This is a genomic window from Brevibacillus borstelensis (genome assembly GCF_037834415.1).
GTDB lineage: Bacteria > Bacillota > Bacilli > Brevibacillales > Brevibacillaceae > Brevibacillus > Brevibacillus borstelensis_A.
Window position 1 is genome coordinate 26,487 of sequence record NZ_JAUMSJ010000031.1, and the last position, 22,932, is coordinate 49,418.

Annotated in this window: 24 protein-coding genes and 1 riboswitch; of the genes, 11 read left to right on the top strand and 13 right to left on the bottom strand. The window is 51.8% G+C overall.

The window, feature by feature from the left end; all coding sequences use genetic code 11:
• Positions 1-349: 349 nt before the first annotated feature.
• Positions 350-2,029: a ribonuclease J1 gene (rnjA, locus tag Q3F21_RS20255; RefSeq protein WP_340257144.1), complete on the bottom strand. Its 1,680-nt coding sequence runs from the start codon at positions 2,027-2,029 to the stop codon at positions 350-352.
• Positions 2,030-2,364: 335 nt separating this feature from the next.
• On the opposite strand from rnjA, the gene Q3F21_RS20260 reads away from it, so the two are divergent.
• The 7 genes from Q3F21_RS20260 (at position 2,365) to Q3F21_RS20290 (ending at position 9,123) form a co-directional block, all read left to right on the top strand.
• Entirely contained in the window at positions 2,365-3,018 is a 654-nt protein-coding gene (locus Q3F21_RS20260; RefSeq protein ID WP_340257222.1) for a GntR family transcriptional regulator, read from the top strand.
• A 383-nt stretch (positions 3,019-3,401) separates the two neighbouring features.
• On the top strand, positions 3,402-3,785 hold the full coding sequence (locus Q3F21_RS20265) for a Rid family detoxifying hydrolase (RefSeq protein WP_340257146.1): 384 nt from the start codon (positions 3,402-3,404) through the stop codon (positions 3,783-3,785).
• Positions 3,786-3,824: 39 nt separating this feature from the next.
• A complete protein-coding gene (locus Q3F21_RS20270) occupies positions 3,825-4,970 on the top strand; it encodes a M20 family metallopeptidase (protein ID WP_340257148.1) in 1,146 nt (381 codons plus the stop codon).
• A 163-nt stretch (positions 4,971-5,133) separates the two neighbouring features.
• Positions 5,134-6,330 (top strand): diaminopropionate ammonia-lyase, encoded by a 1,197-nt coding sequence (locus Q3F21_RS20275; protein ID WP_340257151.1) that lies wholly within the window; start codon positions 5,134-5,136, stop codon positions 6,328-6,330.
• A 168-nt stretch (positions 6,331-6,498) separates the two neighbouring features.
• Positions 6,499-8,088, top strand: a complete 1,590-nt coding sequence (locus tag Q3F21_RS20280) for a YfcC family protein (RefSeq protein WP_340257153.1) — start codon at positions 6,499-6,501, stop codon at positions 8,086-8,088.
• Between the two features lie 314 nt (positions 8,089-8,402).
• Complete coding sequence (locus Q3F21_RS20285; RefSeq protein ID WP_340257155.1) at positions 8,403-8,846, top strand: hypothetical protein; 444 nt, start codon at positions 8,403-8,405, stop codon at positions 8,844-8,846.
• 145 nt (positions 8,847-8,991) lie between these two features.
• Positions 8,992-9,123, top strand: coding sequence for a hypothetical protein (locus Q3F21_RS20290; RefSeq protein WP_340257157.1), 132 nt, complete (start codon positions 8,992-8,994; stop codon positions 9,121-9,123).
• 283 nt (positions 9,124-9,406) lie between these two features.
• Here Q3F21_RS20290 and Q3F21_RS20295 read toward each other — a convergent pair whose 3' ends face one another.
• From Q3F21_RS20295 to Q3F21_RS20310, 4 genes are all read right to left on the bottom strand, one after another.
• Positions 9,407-10,030 carry an SCO family protein gene (locus Q3F21_RS20295; protein WP_340257159.1) on the bottom strand — a complete coding sequence of 208 codons (624 nt, stop codon included), beginning with the start codon at positions 10,028-10,030 and terminating at the stop codon, positions 9,407-9,409.
• 38 nt (positions 10,031-10,068) lie between these two features.
• Positions 10,069-10,383 (bottom strand): rhodanese-like domain-containing protein, encoded by a 315-nt coding sequence (locus Q3F21_RS20300; RefSeq protein ID WP_340257161.1) that lies wholly within the window; start codon positions 10,381-10,383, stop codon positions 10,069-10,071.
• 72 nt (positions 10,384-10,455) lie between these two features.
• Positions 10,456-11,481, bottom strand: a complete 1,026-nt coding sequence (locus tag Q3F21_RS20305) for a cytochrome d ubiquinol oxidase subunit II (RefSeq protein WP_340257163.1) — start codon at positions 11,479-11,481, stop codon at positions 10,456-10,458.
• Between the two features lie 21 nt (positions 11,482-11,502).
• Complete coding sequence (locus Q3F21_RS20310; protein ID WP_340257165.1) at positions 11,503-12,816, bottom strand: cytochrome ubiquinol oxidase subunit I; 1,314 nt, start codon at positions 12,814-12,816, stop codon at positions 11,503-11,505.
• A 401-nt stretch (positions 12,817-13,217) separates the two neighbouring features.
• Between Q3F21_RS20310 and Q3F21_RS20315 the strand changes: the two genes are divergently transcribed.
• Positions 13,218-13,436, top strand: coding sequence for a hypothetical protein (locus Q3F21_RS20315; RefSeq protein WP_340257167.1), 219 nt, complete (start codon positions 13,218-13,220; stop codon positions 13,434-13,436).
• Between the two features lie 148 nt (positions 13,437-13,584).
• On the opposite strand, the gene Q3F21_RS20320 is transcribed toward Q3F21_RS20315, so the two are convergent.
• Together Q3F21_RS20320 and Q3F21_RS20325 are read right to left on the bottom strand one after the other, a co-directional pair.
• Entirely contained in the window at positions 13,585-13,761 is a 177-nt protein-coding gene (locus tag Q3F21_RS20320; RefSeq protein ID WP_340257169.1) for a hypothetical protein, read from the bottom strand.
• Positions 13,762-13,804: 43 nt separating this feature from the next.
• Entirely contained in the window at positions 13,805-13,978 is a 174-nt protein-coding gene (locus tag Q3F21_RS20325) for a hypothetical protein (RefSeq protein WP_340257171.1), read from the bottom strand.
• A gap of 92 nt (positions 13,979-14,070) precedes the next feature.
• Positions 14,071-14,176: riboswitch (SAM riboswitch) on the top strand.
• A gap of 79 nt (positions 14,177-14,255) precedes the next feature.
• Here Q3F21_RS20325 and Q3F21_RS20330 point away from each other — a divergent pair.
• The 3 genes from Q3F21_RS20330 to Q3F21_RS20340 all read left to right on the top strand — a co-directional run bounded on the left by Q3F21_RS20330 (position 14,256) and on the right by Q3F21_RS20340 (position 17,615).
• A complete protein-coding gene (locus Q3F21_RS20330) occupies positions 14,256-15,557 on the top strand; it encodes a homocysteine synthase (protein WP_340257173.1) in 1,302 nt (433 codons plus the stop codon).
• A gap of 299 nt (positions 15,558-15,856) precedes the next feature.
• The gene (locus Q3F21_RS20335) at positions 15,857-16,348 is read left to right on the top strand and encodes a MarR family transcriptional regulator (protein WP_340257175.1); all 492 of its coding nucleotides are present in this window, start codon (positions 15,857-15,859) and stop codon (positions 16,346-16,348) included.
• A complete protein-coding gene (locus Q3F21_RS20340) occupies positions 16,341-17,615 on the top strand; it encodes an MFS transporter (RefSeq protein WP_340257224.1) in 1,275 nt (424 codons plus the stop codon). The genes Q3F21_RS20335 and Q3F21_RS20340 overlap by 8 nt, the downstream gene beginning before the upstream one ends.
• Before the next feature lie 70 nt (positions 17,616-17,685).
• Here the strand turns inward: Q3F21_RS20340 and Q3F21_RS20345 are convergent, their stop codons facing one another.
• From Q3F21_RS20345 to Q3F21_RS20370, 6 genes are all read right to left on the bottom strand, one after another.
• Positions 17,686-18,294, bottom strand: a complete 609-nt coding sequence (locus tag Q3F21_RS20345) for a TasA family protein (protein WP_340257178.1) — start codon at positions 18,292-18,294, stop codon at positions 17,686-17,688.
• Between the two features lie 100 nt (positions 18,295-18,394).
• Positions 18,395-18,934, bottom strand: coding sequence for a signal peptidase I (locus Q3F21_RS20350; RefSeq protein ID WP_340257181.1), 540 nt, complete (start codon positions 18,932-18,934; stop codon positions 18,395-18,397).
• Positions 18,935-19,224: 290 nt separating this feature from the next.
• Entirely contained in the window at positions 19,225-20,064 is an 840-nt protein-coding gene (locus Q3F21_RS20355) for a hypothetical protein (protein WP_340257183.1), read from the bottom strand.
• An 11-nt stretch (positions 20,065-20,075) separates the two neighbouring features.
• Positions 20,076-20,726 carry a hypothetical protein gene (locus Q3F21_RS20360; protein ID WP_340257185.1) on the bottom strand — a complete coding sequence of 217 codons (651 nt, stop codon included), beginning with the start codon at positions 20,724-20,726 and terminating at the stop codon, positions 20,076-20,078.
• Positions 20,719-21,990, bottom strand: coding sequence for a TasA family protein (locus Q3F21_RS20365; protein ID WP_340257187.1), 1,272 nt, complete (start codon positions 21,988-21,990; stop codon positions 20,719-20,721). The genes Q3F21_RS20360 and Q3F21_RS20365 overlap by 8 nt, the downstream gene beginning before the upstream one ends.
• Positions 21,987-22,907, bottom strand: a complete 921-nt coding sequence (locus tag Q3F21_RS20370) for a signal peptidase I (protein ID WP_340257190.1) — start codon at positions 22,905-22,907, stop codon at positions 21,987-21,989. The genes Q3F21_RS20365 and Q3F21_RS20370 overlap by 4 nt, the downstream gene beginning before the upstream one ends.
• Between the last annotated feature and the right edge of the window lie 25 nt (positions 22,908-22,932).

Sequence of the window (22,932 nt, forward strand, 5' to 3'; positions counted from 1 at the left end):
CCAGGCTCAACTCCAAAAGCGGAACACGCTTTTAGCGTCCAACCTCTGAGACGCTCCCAGATTTGCTGCTTTTGGACGCGTTCCGCTTTTGGAGTTGAGCCGGCCAGGGATGACCCGCGCAAGGCGTCCCACCGAACCTGGAGCATTTTTCTCCTGTTTCATCTCCTCCACCAAAGCCTGTCCAAAGTTTTTTGGTTTCCACGCATGATACGACGATTTCTAGCATATAGGCTTATACGGTTGTACACCGCATGGTTCATGCCGTGTTCTGGCCGCAGGTTGAGAAAGCCATTGTCAGGTTGAGATGACAATGGCTTTTCTATCGAACCGTTTTTCTTGTACTTGAACATTACACTTCCATGAGAATGGTCAGGATCATTGGGTTGCGTCCGGTTTTTTCGTAAATGTACGGCTTGATCACTTCATTGATCTGAGCCTTGAGCTCGGACCATTCCTTGATCTTCTTGTCCAGCGCTTCCTGCAGCCTCTGCCGGACGAGGACGGTCGCCTCCTGGATCAACGACTCTGATCCGCGCACGTAGACGAAGCCGCGGCTGACGATGTCGGGTCCGGTGAGAATCTTGAAGTTTTTCATATCCAGGCTGACTACGACGACCATCAAGCCATCCTCGGCCAGATGCTTGCGGTCCCTGAGCACGATGTTGCCCACGTCGCCCACTCCGCTGCCGTCGATCAGGACGATGCCGGCCGGAACCTTGCTCAGCCATGCCTTCTCGCGGGTGCAGTTCAGCACATCGCCGTTGTCCATGATAAAGATGTTGCTTTCCTCGATGCCGACCTGCTGAGCCAGCTTGGAGTGCGTTTTCAGCATTCTGTACTCCCCGTGAATCGGGATGAAGTACTTCGGCCGGATAAAGTTGAGCATCAGCTTCAGCTCTTCGCTGCTTCCGTGACCCGATGCGTGAATGTCGAAGGCCGAGTTGAGAACGACATTGGCTCCCGCCCGATACAGCTTGTCTATCGTGCGGCTCACGTTAACCGTATTGCCGGGAATCGGCGACGCGGAAATGATCACCGTATCCTCCGGGTAAATCGTAACGCTGCGATGAGAGCCGGACGCGATCCGGGTCAGGGCTGCCATCGGCTCGCCCTGGCTGCCTGTGCAAATAATCAGCACCTGGTTGTCCGCGTAGTTGTCGATGTGCTTGATGTCGATCAGCATGCCCTCCGGCATGGTGATGTAGCCCAGCTCTTGTCCGATCACAAACACCTTTTCCATGCTTCGCCCGATCACCGCCACTTTGCGGTTGCACTCGGCGGCCGCATCCACAACTTGCTGCAGACGATGGACATTTGACGCAAACGTCGCCAAAATGATGCGCCCCCGCGCCTTTCTCACCACATCCAGAATGCCTTCGCCCACAGTCCGCTCGGACATCGTAAAGCCGTAGCGTTCACTGTTCGTACTGTCGGAGAGCAGCGCCAGCACATTTCCCGAGCTGCCGATCCGGGCAATTTTGCCGTACTCGGTCGTTTTTCCGACCGGGGTCATGTCGAATTTGAAGTCACCCGTGTGAATGACCATGCCCTCCGGCGTCTCCAACGCGATCCCTAGCGAGTCCGGAATGCTGTGGTTGGTTCTGAAGAATGTCGCCTTCATGTTTTGGAACGGAATCTCGGTATCCTCCGAGATCGGGATCAATTGAACCTCATTCTGCATGCGATGCTCTTCCAGCTTTGCCTTGACCAAGCCCAGGGTAAGGCGTCCGCCGTAGATCGGCATCTTGATCTGCTTCAGAATGTACGGGATGGCGCCGATGTGATCCTCATGCCCGTGCGTCAACAAGAGCGCCTTGATTTTGTGCTGATTGCTGATCAAGTAAGAAACGTCCGGAATGACCAGGTCAATCCCAAACATCTCATTCTCGGGGAATTTCACCCCACAGTCGATGATCACGATCTCGTCTTCGTACTCGACACAGTACATATTTTTTCCGATTTCGCCGAGACCGCCCATCGCGAAAATCTTAACGTCGCTCAACTTCTTTCCTCCTACCTCAACGTGCATGTTTTGTTGGGAACCCGAACCAATGCATGCCATATTTATTGTATCACAACCCAGGGTGTTCTTTTCATCCAGTCTACTCAAATTTGCCGTCGTCAAGCAAATGACGCTCTGCCAGAGGACAAGCCAACCGCTTGAAGTGATTGATCTGCCTAAGGCTGTTCCTGCTGTACGTGTAGCGACTGGCGACGAGAGCAGCATGACTGCAAAAATTGCCGACGGACGTACGAATTGAATGGGCAGAATGCAAAAAAGGTCCGTATTGACACATAATCAATCAGTGATATATTACATGTGAGATATATTTTTAAACACGTAACGAGGTGCTAAAATTGAAAATGCCTGAGAATGCCACCAGATTACAGCGTACGTTCATGCGGGACGAGGTATACAACATTCTTCGGGAATGGATCATGATTGGAAAGCTTGAGCCTGGTACAAAATTAAGAGATAAAGACTTGTCAGAAACACTTGGGATCAGCCGAACTCCTATTCGCGAGGCTTTAATCAGATTGGAGGATGAAGGGCTCGTCGTTACGAAAGCGAATCGATGGACAATGGTTTCCCCTATTGATTTTGACGGTGCGGAAAATATTTATTCGATTGTATGGACACTGGAGTGTTTGGCCCTAACCCAAGGTTTTCACAACATCTCTCCCAAAGATACGGAAGAAATGGAGAAAATGAATGAAAACCTAAAACAAGCCATGGAAAATGGCGACCGGCTTGCAGCACTTGAAGCGGATAACCTATTTCATAAGCGGATCATTGATCTTTCGCAAAATCACGAATTAGCCAAGCTGCTTCCAGGTCTGAAGGTAAAAATTCAGCGTTTGGAGCTTCATTATTTCAAGCGGATCAATGACGGCCACTTGTCATACCTTGAGCATCAAAAGATCATTGATGCATTCAAAAATAAAAATTTGCCTCAGGCATTAGAAGCGTTGGAAGAGAACTGGAAAAAAACCCTGGGACGTGTTCGACAAAATTAACAGAAGATACTATGGAACCCTCCTCCCGAATCGTAAATGTTCATGCGATTAGCCGGAGGATTTTTTTTTGTTGCGTCACGGCTCAGCCAAAAAGCTTGGCGCAACCGGGTCCTTCGCTGGAGAAAACGTTCATCACGCAGCTTTTGATGCATAAGGTCACCACTTGTAAAAACCTCATTTTCGATTCTTCTTAGAATAGCATTGACTCAATTGTGAAGTGTGGTATATTACATATTACAAGACGAAGAAGCAGCTCTCTACTAAACAGGTGGTACTATATTTTCATTTGACTGAATTATTTAACCTTTTTGGCGGTAGGGGGTGTTTTTGCGTAACTAGATTAGCAGGCGCAAAACAAAAATGTACGTGATGGAGGAAAAATGATGATGAAAACAGTAAGTACAGAAAAAGCACCGCAAGCGATCGGTCCATACTCTCAAGCAGTTCGAGTCTACGACTTCTTATTTTTGTCCGGACAAATTCCCATCGATCCGGAGACTAGCGAACTTGTAGCTGACGATATCGCTCTTCAAACCAGACAAGTCATGAAGAATATCCAGGCTATCTTGGAAAAAGAAGGGCTAACGCTCGATCATGTTGTGAAAACTACGATTTTTCTTCAGGATATCAGTCAATTCAGCATCGTAAATGAAGAGTACAGCAAATTTTTGGGTTCCCATCGGCCAGCTCGTTCAACGATAGAGGTAAGCCGGTTGCCTAAAAATGTGTTAATAGAAATTGAAGCTATCGCTTATGTAGTTTCATAACCAAAAGGCACGAGGAAAACAATAACGAGGTGAACGAATATGCAAGCGATCACAAATGCAGCAATCTTACAATTGTTACGTGAACTGATACGAATTCCTTCGGTTAATCCAAGCCTCGCTCCTGAAGAAGGTCACAATGAAGTGGAGATTGCCACATTTATTGTCGATTGGCTGCAAGCGCATCATGTACCTGCAAAATTAGAATATGTTGAACCCAATCGGCCAAATGTGATTGCTGAAATAGGCGCGGGTGACGGACCTACTTTATGTTTGTGTGCACATCTTGACACGGTGGGCACGAAAGGTATGGAAATCGCTCCCTTCGAACCAAAAGTGGAGGGAAATCGGGTTTACGGACGTGGAAGCTGTGATATGAAAGCCGGAGTTGCGGCTATCCTGTGTACAGCAGCCACCCTGGCTGCCGAAGGAACACATAAGGGTAAACTGAAGCTGGCTCTTGTATGCGATGAAGAATATGCCAGTATTGGCGCTGACCACTATGTACAGCACCATAAAGCCGATGCTTGTATTTTAACGGAACCGAGTGATTTGAAGCTGGTTGTGAAACATAAAGGATTTTTATGGGGGAAAGTGACAACAGTCGGAAGAAGCGCACATGGCAGCCGGTGGGATCTTGGTGAAAGCGCTATCTCTACGATGGGAAAAGTACTTGTCCGTTTAGATGATCTGGATCTGAATATTTTGCGCAATCGAATAGAAGATTTGGTGGGACCCGCATCCATGCATGTAAGTCTCGTTAATGGAGGGGTTGGGGTTTCGACATATGCACCTGATTGTGAAATTCATCTCGAAAGACGTACACTGCCTTCAGAGAATATGGACGAGATTACATTAGAGCTGGAGAAAGCGATACATGAGGTTGCCCAAAATGCACAGATTGATTGGTACTTTAGCAGACCTCCGTTTTCATGCGATCCCAAGGAATCGATTGTCCAGCATGTAATAAAATCATGTGAAAGCACGTTACGTCTACAGCCTCAACTTATTGGCTGGGGTGTTTGGACCGATGCTGCCATTTTTAGCGCGGCAAATATTCCAACGGTCAACATTGGTCCAACCGGATTCGGGCTTCATGAAGCAGTGGAGTGGGTTGATTTTGATTCTGTCATAAACAACACCAATATCCTCATAAACGCTGCAAAAACATATCTCCAAGAAGCATAAAACGTTTTTTGCTTCTACCAAAAAACGATGAGAACGATAGGATAAGCTCCTTGGAATTCAGGTAACAAAAGACAGCAAAGAAGTTGAATTTTATTGGAAATACATTTTTTTGCAAACAGTAATATATCACACACTACTTGGGGTCATATTAGGAGGACGCCTGATGGATAAAATAAAGTGGACGAATAATCGCTTTAAGCAAGAAACGGGTTCTTTCCACCTATCTGAGCATTTTACCACAAGAGAGATGAAGAAATCGGCGCTGTTTCATGCTGATATTCCAGAATATCAGCCCACTCCGCTTCATTCTCTTCGAGAGTTATCGAAACTTCTCGGAGTAAACAGCATTTATGTGAAAGATGAATCAAAACGGTTTGGACTAAACGCATTTAAGGGATTGGGCGCATCCTACGCTATGGCCTCCTACTTTGCAAGAAATAGTCTTGATGGGTCGGGAACGTTTACTTTCAGCAAGCTGCAAGAAGAAATAGCAACACTTCCCGGTTTAACATTCGCAACAGCTACTGACGGGAATCATGGAAAAGGCGTAGCTTGGGCTGCAGGTCTGTTTGGCCAAAAAGCAAAGGTTTATATGCCAAAGGGTTCATCTCAATGGAGACTGGATGCGATTAGAGATCTCGGAGCCGATGCATACCTCACTGATGTAAACTATGACGATACTGTTCAGATGGTATCCCGATTGTCATCGGAAAATAATTGGATTCTCATTCAGGATACAGCTTGGGACGGATATGAAGATATTCCCTTAACAATTATGAAGGGATATTTAACGATCGTTGCTGAAGTTGCAGAACAATTAGCAAAACAGGATTCCAATGAAATAACCCATGTATTTCTTCAAGCTGGCGTCGGTTCTTTTGCGGCTTCGGTTGCAGCGGCTTTACATCACTTATATCCAGATTCTCCACCGATCACTGTGATTGTTGAACCGTCCAATGCCGATTGTCTTTTCCAATCCGCTCTTGACCCAAGTGGTCTGCCCCAGCGAGTTTATGGAGATCTGTCAACGATGATGGCAGGACTCGCTTGTGGGGAACCTAACCCCGTTGCCTGGAAAATACTAAAATCAATGAGTGATTATTTCTTCTCTTGTCCTGATTCTACAAGTTCGAAAGGAATGAAACTGTTAGCCAATCCATTGAGAAAAGACACGAAAATCGTATCCGGTGAATCCGGTGCCGTTACGATTGGGCTGCTGTATGAGCTGCTGACGAATAATGAATTAGGGGAAGTGAAAGAAAAATTAAAATTAGATAAACACTCAAGAGTTTTGATTATCAATACAGAAGGCGATACAGATCCTGTAAACTATCGCAATGTAGTTTGGGATGGAAATTAACTGCTGTCCACGACTGGGGAAGGACTTGTTTCTCAATCTGTCCTTCCCAACCAACCTCTCATCATCATAAATCCAGGATGGAACGGCAGTTCTCGAAATAGCACAAATGAAAGCGCTTTCTATCGTCGTTTGTTCCGTTTGGCTTTGTACTGCCTGGAAGCTTCTGTGGTGGCCGGCCCTGTATTTCTAGCCGCCATTTTCGCTCACGGATGGTGGGAAGCGCGTTCTTCTATCGACGAGATGGAGAGAAAGCTCAAAGAGCAAAGGCAAACAAGAAGCAAGAGAATCGATTTCATCATTGCTTTTCTTACAAAAGGAGTGATTTTCATGCCATCCAAAATCGGAGAGATCCAAAAGAAAAACGGATTTAAGATGCCCCATGCGTTTGTGATCCTAACCTTTTGCATTATGATCATGAGTATTGTCACGCATTTTATTCCGGCTGGCATATATGATCGAATTGAGAATGCTGACGGTATCATGGTTGTTAATCCGGACACCTTCCACGTAATTGAAAGCACTCCCGTTACGTTTATGCAATTCTTCACATCGATCCCTCGAGGGTTCGTAGACGCTGGCTGGGTTGTTGCCCTCACTCTATTTGTAGGCTCCGGATTTGCGGTTGTCCAAAAAATTAACGTAATTCCAGCTGGTATCAATTACCTTGCCAAGAAGTATGAAAAGAAAGGAATATGGGTAATCCCTGTTTTAATGTTTATATTCGCTCTAACCGATGCTTTTATCGGGACACCCGAGCTTTGTATCGTATATGTACCCATCATTTTGCCCCTGATGCTGCGTCTCGGCTTTGACTCTATTACTGCATGCGCTGTTGCCCTTTGCGGTTCGGCCGCCGGTTTCTCCGCCGCGCTGACAAACCCTTTTACCATCGCCATTGGACAAAAAATCAGCGGTCTTCCCCTTTATTCCGGGTGGCAGTTTAGGATCATCACCTTTGTCGTCACTTTGACAATCGCCATTATTTACGTGATGCGTTATGCGCGAAAAGTACAAAAGTCTCCCGAAACGAGCAGTATGTATCATGACGATATTGAAAAGCGCAACAGGTATATACAAGAGGCAAACTTGGTTAGCGACGACTTGCAGCTTAGTTTTCGCCAGAAGTTAGCCGGCATCTATTCAATTATTATGCTGGGGATTATGCTTGCCGGGATTATCCTGCTTAAATGGGACGTACCTGAAATGTGTGCTATGTTTCTCGCGATCGGGGTAGGTGCAGGTTTGATTGCAGGCTTAAAAATGGACGAGCTATGCGACACATTAATCGTTGGCTGCCAGAGTATGATGATTGGCGCCTTAATCATTGGTGTTGCCCGTGGTATCTCTGTCGTAATGAATGATGGTCAGATTATTGATACTGTTGTTCATAGTATGGCCACCGTGCTGACTGATATCCCGTCATCTTTTACTGTTCTAGGGATTTTGGTTGCTGTTACACTCCTGAACTTTCTGGTGCCGTCCGGAAGCGGAAAGGCTGTTGTGCTCTTCCCGATTTTAGCTCCGTTGTCTGACATTCTTGGGCTGACAAGACAAACTTCTGTTTTGGCATATCAGTTTGGCGATGGATTCACGAACTACTTCTGGCCCACATCCGGATATTTTATGGCAGCTATTTTAATTGCAGGTGTATCTTGGAGCAAATGGATAAGATTTTACACTCCTCTCCTTTGTTTTTGGCTCTGTTCTTCTATTGTTTTCTTATTAATAGCGCAATTTATTAAATTCGGCCCCTTCTGACTGAATATCGTTTCCAACATGCCTGAAAACATCTGGACAAACCGGATACGACGAATCAAGCAATAAGAAGGTTGGCAGAGTGAATGCCACGCTAGCGATGTGAAATACATTTGCATCTATCCCCAAGCATTTATCGCTGCACGCTGCATACCTATATAAGGAAACCGCGCATGACGAGAGCTTTCAAGTCGGCTTAAAATGGGAAAAATTCACATATAAACGGTGCTGTGGTATACTGGAGGATGCTCTTTCTTCCTTGTCAACTGCGCGGAAGCATAACCACAATACCGATTAAAAAAGCAGGTGGTAGCGTGATGAAAAGGATTGCCGCGGCAGGAACATGTGCCCTGTTGGTCGCCGGATCACTCGGCTGGAATTACTCGACAACAAGCGCTGCAGAAGAAGAATTTACCGGAGAGCTGCCGTTGGAACGGTTTGCCTACGAAAAGAGCAAGCAATCTGACTCCCAGCCCGTCAGCCCCAATTTCCTGAATTACGATGCGATTCCCGTTCGAGTCATTATGGGAAATGACAAAACGGAAGCGTACGAAGACGCTGTCCGCTCCGTCGTCGCAAACAAACAGAAAAATAGCGTGATTACCTCGCTCTATTTGAACGATGACGAAGATCAGGGGTATGTGCTGGAGACGACGGAGGACGGTATTTCCTACGTTCATGTGCTGGAAAAGAACGGCGGAGACTGGGCGGTCGCCAAGGTGGAAAAAATGGAATGGAAGAAAAAGAAGCGTGGGGAATAGCGATCATTGGCGAGCCTGTTGGCGCAAGCAGACGGGCTCTTTTCATTTTGCGGCGGAAGGTGAAAGATGGTCAGCATTAGCGGGCGGGTGCCGGATGTGCCTGACGGGGTTTATGATAAATAGGTCGGGGCTTTGGGGGGAGGAGATGAAACAGGAGAAAAAAGCTCCAGGTTCGGTGGGACACTTGCTGGGGGTTGTTCTGGCCGGCCCTATTCCAAAAGCGGAAGCCGCGTCCAAAAGCAGCCTGTTCGGGAAGAAATTCAGAGTTGGACGCTAAAAGCAGCTTCCGCTTTTGGAATAGAGCCTGGGTAGTGTCCCAAAGACCTTCGCTTTTTTCGCCTGTTTCATCTCCACAAGCTTTTGACTTGGTCCTGCCTTTCTTTCGCCATCTCAAAAGAAGAAGAAAGGAATACGAAAGTCTAGCAAGTTCTCGTAAACTGAATTACTTTTTCATATAGAAACAATCCCTCCCATGCAAGCGTACGGCACACAGCCTCGACTTGTACAAGAAGGATTGTTGTTTTGTAAGGACGTTGCTTCCCTGACAAATGCGATGTTTATCAGTCAGCGAGTTGAATCATTTCATTCAGGATCTGGTCCATGTCCATATCGGACGCCATTCCGTAAGCGCGGCGCATCTGTCCGTCCTGGTCGAGCAGGAAGATGCGGGCGGTGTGGACGTAGGAGCCGTCCGGCTGTTTCAAGGTAGCCATCCCGAAGTCTTTTGTCACCTTGTCGATATCGGCCTGCTCTCCTCTGAGGAATTGCCAGCCGCTGAAATCGACGTTGAATTGCTCGGCGTATTTTTTCAGCACGTCCGCCGTATCGCGCTCGGGGTCAAACGTAATGGTGACGAATTCCACCTTGTTCCCGAAGCTTCCCTTTTCCTTCAGCTGCTCCTGCAGCTTGGACATATTGAACGTGGTCGCGGGACAAATATCCGGGCAGTGGGTAAACATGAACTCCACCAGCCGCACCTTGCCGTTGTGCTCCGACAGCGAGTACTTCGTGCCGTCGATGTTGTCCAGGGAAAAGTCATTTACTTGCTTCAACACAGGCAGCTGGTTTTTTTGCCAGTATTGGTAGCCAAACACAGCAGCGATCAGCAGGACCAGCACTGCAGCTACCAGCGTAAACCAGTGCCGCTGCAAAAAGGTCGCCTGCTCCCGTTTTCCTTCACTCACGACAATCCTCTCCCTATCAAATCTACCTTAACAACTCTTTACTGCTCTGTCTCTCCCGGCCAGGCAAGCATTCCGCCCACCATATTGGCCGCGTCGAACCCGAGATTGGTCAAGTACTCGGTCGCCATGTGGCTGCGGGCTCCGCTCCGGCAGACGAGCACGACTGGCACTTCCTTGTCCAGTTCGTCTACCCGGTGGGGCAAAAAGCCGAGCGGAATCAGCTTGGCCTCCTTGATATGGCCGGCATTCCATTCTTCTACTTCACGCACATCCACGACTTGCAGCTCTTCTTTCGCCGCCAGCTTCTCCATCAGCTCCTGCGGGGTCATTTCCTTTACGCCTTGATCGCTCATCTGCAAACAGCCTCCTGTATGTTCAGGTTTTCACCTTGCTTTCACTGTCTCCCATCATACCATATACGGACGCTATTTTTGAATCGGACGGCCCTGCACGTATTTGGCGTCAAAAAGGAACAGCTTGAGCAGCAGTAGTAGCGACGGAATCAGCAGGAAAAGACCGGCGATCAGTCCGATCACCAGCGCCTTGCCCATCGCGGGGCTGTTGATGCTGTCCGTGATCGTAATGTACGGGTAGAGCAGGTACGGCAGATGGGCAGTGCCGTAGCCAAAGAACGCGAAGGCAAACTGCAGCATCACGAGAACGAAGGCCCAGCCGTAGCTGCGCTTCTTCAATTGCAGAGCCAGCGCTCCGCAAAAGCAGGCAAAGGACAAAAGGAACAGCCAGCTTACATCCATCATCTTGTCAAAGTGCTCCGGATTGTGCCGGTGAATGGAAAGGAACACCAGGAAGCTGGCGAAAATCGTCGGCAGGCTCCAGGCGACCGCAAAGGAACGAAGCAGCTTGACCGCGGCTGTGTCTTTCGCCCGGTCCGCGTAAAAGGTCAGAAAGCTCGCGCTGATGTACAGCACGCTCACCAGCGCAAGGGCCACGACCGACCACGAGTACGAGCTGGTCAAAAGCTTCTCCATGTTCAGGATGATCTCCCCGCCAGCCGTTTGCTCGATATATCCCCCTTCGGAAATCGTCAGGATGGTGGATAGCGAAGCCGGGATAAACAGCCCGGTCACCCCGTAGACGAACAGGTAAGCCGTGCTGTTGCGGGCCCCGTAATGGGCAAAGGCGTAGAACGAGCCCCGGAGCGACTGCAGGACGAGAAAGACGCTGCCCGGCACGAGCAGGGCTGTCCCGTAGTAATACGCGGTATCCGGGAAAAACCCGATCAGCCCGACCATGAAGAAGATCAAAAAGACGTTCGTGACCTCCCACACAGGCGACAAATACCGCTCGATGATCGCGTTGACGATATGGTCCCGCCGCGTCACTTTGCAGAAAAACGAGAAGAACCCCGCGCCGAAGTCAATCGACGCGACGATGATATACCCGTACAGAAATATCCACAGCACCGCAATGGCCAATGTTTCCAGAGACATGTCGCATGCCCTCCCTTCCCGTTACTTCAGCTCGGCTTCGATCGGCTTGTTTGTAAACATCCGCTTTAACACAAGTGAGCAAACGATGGCCAGAAACGCGTACAACAGACTGAACATCACCAGCATTTCCCCGACATTGTCCGCCGTCGTAGCCGCGTGCTGTGTCTTCATGTAGCCGACGAGAATCCACGGCTGCCGCCCGATCTCGGAAAAAATCCAACCCAGCTCGATCGCCAGGATCGAGAGCGGCGCTCCCCAGAAAATCGTATGCAGGAGCGGCCTTGGGACATGCCCCTGTTTCCAGCGGCGTACGGCAAAATAGAGGATCGGCACAGCCAGCATGTACATCCCGATGACCACCATGCCGTCAAAGAAATAGTGGATAATCAGCGGCGGCCACAGCTCGCGGGGGATTTGATCCAGTCCCATCACTTCGCCGTTTGGCGATCCCGTCGCGAGGATGCTGAGCGCGTAGGGCAGCTTCACGGCTCCCTTCACTTCCAGCGTCTCCCGGTCCAGAACGCCGCCGAAGATCAGCTCGGACTGCGGCTTCGTCTCAAAGTGCCACTCCGCCGCCGCCAGCTTGGCCGGCTGGTATTTGGCCAGATACTTTCCGGCGAAATCGCCATACAAGGCCGTCCCGAAGGAAAAGACCAAGGCCAGAGCCACGGTGAAATGAAGCGCTTTGCGGTAGTACTCGTGATTGTTTCCTTTGAGCAGCTTCCATGCAGCGATGGCGGCAAGGATAAATGCGGAAGTCGCGTACGAGGACAGAATCATGTGACCCGCTTTGGTCGGTGTAGCCGGGTTGAACATGGCCGTGAGCGGCTGCACGTCGACGATGGCGCCATCTACGAGCGTGAAGCCCTGCGGCGCGTTCATAAACGCATTTACAGTCATGATGAAGAAGGCAGAGGCGGTCGAGCCAATCACGACCGGAATCGAGAATAACCAGTGGATGTACGGATTTTTAAAGCGGTCCCAGGTGTACAGATAAATCCCCAGGAAAATCGCTTCAAAGAAAAAGGCAAACGTCTCCAAAAACAGCGGCAGCGCAATCGCCTCGCCAGCCACCTTCATGAAGCTTGGCCACAGCAGGCTTAGCTGGAGTCCAATACAGGTTCCTGTCACGACGCCGACCGCAACGGTAACCGTGAAGCCCTTTACCCAGCGGCGCGCCATCAGCGTGTACATCGGGTCTTTGCGCCGGATGCCCAGCCACTCCGCAATCGAAATGAGGATGGGAATGCCGACGCCCATGGCCGCAAAAATGATGTGAAACCCCAGCGTCAATGAAGTCAAGATACGAGCCAGCATGGTGTTGTCCAGTTCCATACGTTGTCTCCCCTCCCGAAAACAACTTTTGCACAGTGCTTATATGTGAATGTTATCACAATCCCCTTTATCATATGGCTTCCGAAAGCGTTATGTTGTGAACAACGAGGGACGAATTGGTTACGGAAAAACGTCGAATTCGTTACGGAAATAAGGCGGAGCGATCATCGGCCAAAACAGCCCTGCTATGGTATGCTTTGCATTAAGGACAAACAGGAGGGTTCAATCATGAACATGGAGGTTTTCTTCGACATTCACAGCAATTTACCCCGGGAAGGTCCCGGAAATCATGCTTCGACCCGAAAAGCTCTTTCGTTTGTCAAAAATATTCCAAGCGATGCTCGCACCCTCGATGTTTGCCTTGCCCAAAACCTCAGGAAATCGCCGAGGCTGGCTACGCCTTGCGAGGTCATTTTGTCCTGTCTGAATCGGCCTGGTGGGATGACTACTATGAACCGATGGGCGAGCGGATCAGTCAGCTGCAGGAACAGTACAAAAACGACCGGAACGCGCTCGCGGCGCTGGAAGAAGCCAGCCGGGAAATCGAGCTGTACCGGAAGTATTCCAGCTATTACGGATACGTGTTTTATGTGATGCAAAAGAGCGATTCAGTCGATTAAGACACGTCTTTAGCAACAGGCAAAGGGAGAGCTCCTCATGCTCCCCCTTTGCTCGTGCTTTGTTTCTATTTTTGATGGGTCCCGGCTATCGCTCGTTCTATGCTCGTTAAACCACACTGGCTCCAATAACCCGGTTCACTCTCTTGCCCTAACTCTCCTCTTTTTTCTCAGGCAGCTTGTCCCAGACGACGATAATCAGCGTTGCGACTGGGCCTAGGAAAAGCGACAACAAAAACCAGTTGAGTCCGCTCCGATTCTTCCCTTGCGCCAGTCCCGCATTGATCAAGGCCAAAGTTCCCAAGCCTATTGCAAACTCGTTCTCCATGGATCTTTCCCTCCCTCCTTTTGTTTCTGTGTGGCGATACCAATCATCCAGCCGCATACAGCAGCCAGAATACAGTGGTTGCTTCAGTCGCTACTCCTCTCCATGGCTCGGTGTCACCGTACCCGAGCCTCTGCGTCGAGGCTGGCCAAATCACAGCTCTTTCCCCATCCTTCAGATGAAGTGGAAAGCTTATGCGATAGCCGCGTTTGGAAATCACAGAAAAACCTCCCCACTTAGTCGGAAATTTGATTGACCTTCAGCAATTGTCCCCTTATAATACCAGATAAGCACTATAAGAAAATTGCAAACATTTCATCACGAGCGGTGGAGGGACAGGCCCGATGAAACCCGGCAACCTGCGGCATGGACGCATGGTGCCAAATCCTGCAGAATCGCTGATTCTGAGAGATGAAACCGCCCGGCATGTCCGAAGCCTTCCCCTCTCAGGAGAAGGCTTCGTTTTCTTTTATTTTGAAGGAGAGGAAGAGATGCCCATGTCAGAGAAGCAACAGTGGAAACCGGAAACCCTTGCCCTGCACGGCGGCCAATCGGTCGATCCTGTGACGGGATCGCGAGCGGTGCCGATCTATCAAACGACCTCGTATGTGTTCCGGGACACGGAGCACGCGGCCAACCTGTTTGGCCTCAAGGAGCCAGGCAACATTTACACGCGGATCATGAATCCCACGCAGGATGTATTTGAACAGCGCGTCGCCCTCCTGGAGGGCGGAGTCGGGGCACTCGCCACGTCGTCCGGTCAGGCCGCGATTACCTTTGCCATCCTGAACATCGCGCAGGCGGGCGATGAGATCGTCTCCTCCAGCAATCTGTACGGCGGCACCTACAATCTGTTTGCCCATACGCTGGGCAGGCTGGGAATCAAGGTTCATTTCGTCGATCCGTCCGATCCGGAGAATTTCCGCGCCAAGATCAACGAAAATACGAAAGCCCTTTTCACCGAAACGATCGGGAATCCGCGGATTGACGTCGCCGATATCGAAGCGATTGCGGCAATCGCCCATGAAAACGGGGTTCCGCTGATTGTCGACAATACCTTCGCCACGCCTCTGCTCTGCCGTCCGTTTGATCACGGCGCGGATATCGTGGTTCACTCCACGACCAAATTTATCGGCGGGCACGGCACCGCGATCGGCGGAATCATCGTCGATTCCGGCAAATTTGACTGGAACAACGGAAAGTTCCCCGGCCTGACCACGCCTGACCCGAGCTACCACGGCGTCGTCTATACGGAGGCTGTCGGGCCGGTTGCCTACATTATCAAAGCTCGCGTGCAGCTGCAGCGCGATATCGGCGCGGCCGTGGCTCCTTTCAACTCCTTTTTGTTCCTGCAAGGGCTGGAGACGCTGCATCTGCGCATGGAGCGCCACAGCCAAAATGCCTTGGCGGTGGCCCGCTATCTCCAGCAGCATCCGGCGGTCGAGTGGGTCAACTACCCTGGTCTGGAGGAAAGTCCTTACCACAGTCTGGCGAAGAAGTACCTGCCGAAAGGAGCGGGAGCCATCCTCACCTTTGGCATTCGCGGCGGCGTTGCGGAGGGCCAAAAGCTGATCGAATCGGTAAAGCTGTTCTCTCATTTGGCAAACGTCGGCGATTCCAAGTCGCTGATCATCCACCCGGCAAGCACTACTCACCAGCAGATGAACGAATCCGAGCAGCTCGCTGCCGGCGTAACCCCTGGCATGATCCGCATCTCCGTCGGCACGGAGTCTATCCACGACATCATCGCTGATCTGGAGCAGGCCCTACATGCGGCGGCAGCAGTCGGCAAGGCGTAGCCGCTCATACTGAGAAACGGGAACTGTCATCGCCTGAACGCGCCCCTGAACCCGCCATAACAAAAGGAAGGCCTTCGCAGCGGAAGGTCTTCCTTTTATTTTTCCGTTTGAACCGGCTCCTTACGCCTTGCTAGGGCCGTTTTTGCTTTGCCCCCTGCTTAGAAAGGAGCGCTTCTTACAACAAGCTAATTGCTGTTTTCGAAAGGCAATTCCGGAAGCTTGCTTGCAATGCTCCCGGAGCTTGTGGTACATTATTATTGTTTCCTGGGAAACAATAGCCAAAAGGAGGGTGCTTGCGATTGGATGTAAAAGAACGCATCTTTCAGCAAATTCTCGTTCTGTCCCACAAACAGGAGGAGCAAAGAAAGCGCAGACACGACCAATTGCTCGCTGAGATCAGCCAACTGGCCCCTGGCTGCGAGTCGTGCAAAAACTTGAGCCTCACGGAGCTGCACGTGATTCAAAGCATCGGCCAGGGCGGCCATCTGAACGTTACAGCGATCTCTCAAAAAATCGGGGTAACGAAAAGCGCTATTTCGAAAATTACGACAAAGCTGATGCAAAAAGGACTTATTGAGCGTTACCAGCTTCACGACAATCAGAAGGAAGTCTATTTTCGGCTTTCCGGCCAGGGAGAAACAGTCTTCTCTATCCATGAGCGGCACCACCGGAAGATCGGCGACGAATGGAAGTCATTTCTGGGGCGTTATGCAGAAGAGGAGCTTGGCTTTTTGCACCGCTTGCTGCAGGATGCGCTGGAAATGGCTGATCAAAAACAACGCGATGAATAACCATTTTGGTTCGTCGCTTTATTTTTCGTCACATTGTTTCCTCAGAAACAAAAAGGAGGAGAAATCTATGACACAAAAACAAAAGGCAGGAGCGTCAGCCATTTTATATCTGCTTGGGATCACCATTTTAATTGGCAGCTTTTCACAAAATCTGTTCTTGCCGATACTCCCGGACATGCAGCAAACGTTCCACGCCTCGACCTTTACGATCAATTTGACCGTTTCCGTATTTACCCTGATGCTGGCTGCGATGCAGCTCGTGTACGGCCCTCTGGTTGACCGCATCGGCCGTCGGAAAGTCCTGCTCCCCGCCTTGCTCCTGTTTGTGGCCGCTTCCGTCGGCTGCGCTTACGCCCCCTCCATTTATCCGCTGCTGTTCTTCCGGGCGCTGCAGGGCATCGGCTTCGCTGCGATTCCGATCGTGGCTGCGACCGTTATCGGAGACTTGTTTGAAGGCGCCAAAAGAGCGGATGCGATGGGTACGTATCAAATGATGCTCGGACTGGGGCCGGCGCTCGGCCCTCTCCTGGGCGGCTGGCTGGGAGCGGTCGGGGGACATTCGCTTATCTTTCTGTTTCTCGCGGCAAGCTCCCTTCTGCTCCTCGGCGCCAACGGCTGGCTGCTCCCGGAAACCAGGCCGGCCGGTTTGACGCCGCCCAAAAAAGGATGGGAACAGATGGTCGGCATTCTGCCTCATCCGGTGGGTGGATCTGTGATCTTTATCGCTTTTGCCCAAATGTTCACCTATTACAGCTTTCTCGTGTTCCTGCCGGCGCACGCCGCCCATTCCTATGGATTGACCCCGGGCGAAATCGGCGTATTGTTTCTGTCCGTTTCGCTCGTCTTCATTGCGAGCAGCAAAATGAGCCGCTTTCTGCTGCGCTTCCTCAGGATTGAACGGGCGCTCCTGATGGCCGCAATCGCGAATGCTGTCGGGACCCTCCTCTTCATGATCACGGCCAATTTGTCGCTGACCGCCATGATTGCAAGCAGCATGGTCTACATTTTGACGCTTGGGATCGGCATGCCCTTGCATACGGCTGTCCTGTCGGAAGCGTTTATGAACGAACGGGCGACAGCCATTGGCATGTACAATTTTGTCCGCTACGTGGGGATGGCTGCTGGACCCATTATCGGCGCCTTCCTGTTCAAGCTGGGGGACAGCTGGCTGCAATTTGGCTTTGCCGGCTTGTTTATCGCCGTTTCTGCGTGGGTCGGCTTCGTTCGCTTTCGCAAATCTGCAGCTGCTGTCCGCTCCGGCAGCTAAAACATTCGCACCGCAAAAATCCCCACTCGTCTGTGAGTGAGGATTTTTTTGCTGCAGCTGATCGATCCGTTTATTTCGGCTCGCCGGCTGTTTGCTTGCCTTCCAGCTTCAGCGTCAAGTTTACGCTGTCTTCCTGGAAGCGGTTTTGATCGTTCCCGTCATCCGCGAATTCAATTCCGAGGTAAATGCGGTCTGTCGTTTCAGGCGGCAGCGTGAGGAGCTTGGTAGCCCAGCTGCCGATGTCCAGTTGGCCTCCGTCCTTGAGTTCCTTCAGCGATTGTCCGTTCAGCGGATGGACGATGACGCGCTCAGAGATCGGGATGTTTGGATCCGCACTGGAGAGCCAGTATACTTTCAGGTGGTTGTCGAGATCGTCGGAGCCGTTGTCTCCGTTTTTGTCGGCTACGGAGTAGTCGACGCTCATCAGCAGTTGATTGATATCGATCGTCCCTGTATTGGTGATGTCAAACGTTCTTTCAAACCAGTCACCCGGCTTCATGTTTTCTACTTGGAATACGGACTCGGCCGGTGTTGCTCCGATTTCCATTTTACCGGCGGCAAACGTGTTGTCCTTGATTTCGCTGGTGGCATTGAACCATGCGAATGTTCCCCCGCCGATCAAGGCTGCACCCAGTCCAACGGATGCCAAGGTCACTGCAAATTGCTTTTTCAAGCTCATGTTTTCCTTCCTCCCACGGATTCATAATATTTATGATGGCTTGAAGCCTGATACCAGAAAGAACTGCTATCAGCCCCCAAGGTATCACCGCGAAGATGATTTACGGCTGGGGCTTCGCTGCCGCTTTCGCTTCTTCTTCCTTAATCATCCGCAGCAGCTTCCAGACCGAGCTGACGATCAGGTACAGTCCGGGGACACCCAGCATCAAGAGCATGCCGAGTCCCGATCGGGCAAACTCGATAAAGTAACCGATGAGTGGAACGGAGTACTGTACTTTGCCGATGAGCCTCTCTGGCGTGACCGGAGCTGTGTCTTTTCCGTCGTTGGCATCGCCCTTGGTAATCAGCTCGCCGTCGCGTTTCTCGACGACGCGGTGTGTAATCGTCAGGCCGTCCGGGTCCTTGAAGGTAATGATGTCGTTTTCTTTGACATCCTTGAAGTCGACCGGCTTTACGGCGACGATGCTTCCCGTATCGAAGGCAGGAGCCATCGACCCGCTGAGTACGACCATGATCTGATTGCCGAACAGGACTGTTTTCCCCCCGTTTATCTTGCCGACGAAGAGAAAACCCGTGATGGCGATGACCGCGATCAAAAACAGACTCGTCAGAATGGATATGCACTTTTTCAAAAGGACCACTGGATGATCTCCCCGCTTTCCTTGGCGCTCGGCTGCATGCCGTTCACAGTTTCCATCTTACGGATTTTGCCTTTCCCCATCTTCCTGCGTCAGGGTGAACTTCCCGACTGTCCGGGATGATCCGCAGCTTCGGCGAGTATGGGTGCATTTTCATACTCAGGGATGACCTCATCTCAGCTTTTCATACGAGGGGGATGCGGCGGTTGGCTGGGAACAAAAAAACCAGCGGGCAGAAATTCGCTGGTTTGGCAGGATTCGATTTGTTTGTTCGGATGTATCCCGGAGAAGACTTAATCCGCTCGGACAGATGAGTTTGCCTCCCGGGTGCTTGGTGGCGACGAGGGCGCTTCGCCTGAAACCGGAGGCGGAGACTCCCCTCCTGAACCTGGCGACGGCGGAGGCTCCCCTCCTGAGCCCGGCGGCGGAGTTTCCCCTCCTGAGCCCGGCGGCGGCGGAGTCTCGCCTCCCGTTCCCGGCGGTTGGGGCGCCCCCCCTCCTGTACCCGGCGGCGGGTTTTCCGTCCCCGGCAGAGGAGCTCCCGGAGCGCCAGACCCTGCCCCGGGCTGAGCCGGCGTGCTTGGGGGACTCGCCTCCACGACGCTCGTGCTTTCCTTGTACTCGGTAACGATAGTTAGCGGAATCGTGTGTTGATAAAAACCATCCAATGCTGTGATGTGCAATTCCCCTTCCAGCGTTTCATTGCCGCGTCCGACCTGGTCTCGTATATGGCCGATGCGGAACTCGATCGCGTTTTCGCCGCCCACCCGGCTTATCTCGACGCGCCCCTCCGGTTCCCCCGTCACCTTCAGATTTTCCACATCCAGCTCGAGATGCGGACGCTGCGGCTGGAATACAAGCGTAAACGCTCCCTCGTCGATGCTGGTCTCCACATCGCGTTCCTCCGAGCTTCCGCCTTCCTCCGTCTTTACTCTTGTAATCGTCACGTGCCTTGTTACCTCTGTCACGAGGCGAATCGATTCTGTTTCTGTCGTAAACACGTCTTCATTTGTTCCCAGACTGACAGGGACCGTCTGCTTTTGCTCGCTGGTCAAAAAGGCAACCGTACCTTCCAGGGGGAGAAGCACACTGAGCAGCGCGATGCCCATCAAGCCCAAAACCAGCTTATTCACCATACTTCCCCCTATTCCGAAAAGATGGCGTCAGGCGTAGCCTGCTTGGCCAGGAAGCGTATTTCCAGGTTTCCGGCAAGCGCTTGAAAGCTGTGGTCTACGCCTTCCTTCGGCAAATAGACAGTGATGGCAAACGTTTTGCTCTGCTGGCTGAGGGGGAAGCGATCTTCCGTCCCATTCACATGCTGCAGCCCGGGCTGCTCCTGATGAAGCCCTCGGACCAGTCCGTCGTAAACGATGCTTCCGCCGGTTTCAATCCGGACCCGCAGCACTTCCTCCAGCTTCGGCACGTCTTCGGGCTTGCCCGCCTCCGTCACTCTCGCCACAATTTTGTAGACAAACTCCAGATCGCTTTCTCCGCTTGAAAGCGTTGCTTCCAATTGACGGGCGTCACCCGGTATCATCCGGGATAAGTCGACTGCGTGGCTGCCCCCTTCGATCACCCGCCATTTATCGCCGAACACGCTCTCGGTAATATCCAGAATCCCGACGGCAAACCGGTGTCCGCTGTCTTTTGCCCCGTCCCACAGCCAACTGTAGGTTCCCGCCGGCTGCATCCAAAGCGAGGCTGTCAGCCCCAGCAGAAACATGCCGCCCGCCCACTGCTCCGCCAGTCCCAAACGCGGCTTCCTGGATTTCTGTCTGGCTCGGCGCTCAATCATATTTGTTGTCTTCCAGGTAGATGTCTGCCTTGAACAGGTGGAGGGCAAGTTTCTTCGTATCTCCGTTCTCCCCGCTTGTCTCCTTGAATCCTTCAATGCCGTCGCCTACTTGGACGCCGCCGCTGTCCACCGCGTATTTATTTACTTTGGTAAAGTCATTGTCGACGATCTGCACTTCGGTCTCCCGTTTGTTTGCCACCACCACAGCGTGCTGGACGCCGGTAAACGTGTTGCTGGCGATCAGCACCCCTTTGATCGTCTGATCCAGCACAATCGCTTCCTTCGCTCCGGCAAAGGTGCTGTCTTTTACCGTCAGCCCCTCCAGCGTCTTCTCTTTGCCCAGATCGGACATCGTCCGGATTGCCGCGTCAAACCCGCCGTCAAACGTGCAGCCCTGGAAGCTGACGTTGGAGCCGACGTACAAGCCTGTCCCGTTGCCCTGAAAGCGAATGCCTTCAAAGGAAGCGTTGCTCACCTGCAGCTCATCGGCCCGGACCACGACCTTGCCCTCCTTGCCGGGAGCCGCTTTCCACGTGACCTTTTCCGGCAGCTTCATGTCGGACAGATCGTAGCTTCCTTCCTCGAGGACAAAGGTCAAGCCCTTCACGTTGTCTTTTTCCGCTTCCTTGCTGGCCAGCCGCAGCGTCTCCACCAGCTTGGCGCCGTTCAAATCCTGCGGAGTAAAAGTCAGAACAGGGCCCCCCTGGGCAAAATACTGACCGTTCTCCTGCTGGGTAGCCAGGAAACCGAAGGTCACATCGGCCGACTTTTGCTGCACCTCATTTCCCGTACTTTCCGGGAGGTAGACGGAAAAGTACAGCTCGTCGCTCTCATCCTTGGGCAGCTCTGGAATGATCACGTTGGCCTGGGTGAGCTGGCTGACCCGCCCGTGGTAAAGCAGCTCTCCGTCCCGGTTTTCCCTTCGCACTTCCACCACCAGCTGATCGTACACGATGTCGTCTCCGCCTTCCTTCTCAGCCAGAAGCGCGTACTTCACCGGGACGTCACTCTGGTTGTGGACCGTCAATGTCTTGGCAAACCGGACTCCCGGCAAAAACGGCATATCGTCGACAGCTTGAAACCTGGCTTTGGTCTCGCCGAGGGAGATTTCCAGCCTGCCTGCCGCAAATGTACTGGAGTCCTCTACTTGGCTCGTAAAGTAGGCGTACGTCCCAAAGCTCGTACTGGCTACGATGGACGTCAGAACAGCCGTCCCCAGCGCGATTCGCTTCCACGGCCAATTTTTGACCTGTTCCCGCTTCATGAAAGTTCCCCCTCAACGGTTTCAGATTGCAGACGCTTCGACTGGTTTCGCCCCCGGCGATGCGAATACGCCAGAAACGCGATAAAGGCAGCGAGCAGGGTCAACAGGACAGGAGGCTTCTGAAGCCCCTCCTGGACCGCAGCCGCATACGGAATCGCTATGACCACCTTGCCGACGACGCGGTCCGGATCGGTCCACCCTCCATCCTCGCCTTGATTGGCATCCCCTTTCGTCTGGAGGTAGCCGTTTTCCAGTCGATGCACGATGCGATGGGTGGTAAGCGAAAGTCCGTTTTGCTCCTGCCAGTAGGTAATAATATCGCCCACGCGCGGCTCTTTGTCTCCGTACCTGCGAACAATGACCATATCGCCGGCGTTTATCGCGGGAGACATGCTTCCGGTAAGCACGGAAAGCACCCGCCAGCCGCCGATCCCCGGCATGCGGTCATCGTTTAAGCGGCTTGTTGCGTACAAAAAAAGATTGATCATGACAAAAACGACAAGGATCAAAATACCGCTTCGCTTGCACCAGCGAACTGCCACGCCGATCACCTCTTTTTTCCATTGTACGCAGAAGTCAGAGGTCCATCTTCCACCGCCGGAAGGACTGCGCATGCACATCGGGAGGAAGATTTTTATTCGCGGGGATGAGGCGATCTCATACTGAAGGATGAGGGAAACAAAAAAGCTTGCAGGCCTCACCTTTCGGCAGGCGTTCTGCAAGCTGACAGTTCCACTGCTTTTTTCGGGGGCGAGTGCAGGTGATACGGCTGCACGGGCCGGATGGGAACAAATCGAAGGCTGGCCGGAGCGGCGCGGATGCGGGAAAGATTTTTGCCGCAATAGGGACAGACCCATTCGTGCCTTTCTGCGCTGCTGTAAGACCGCTTTTGGCACTGCCCGCATTTTTTCTGCCACACAAGCCTTCCCTCCCGATCGACAA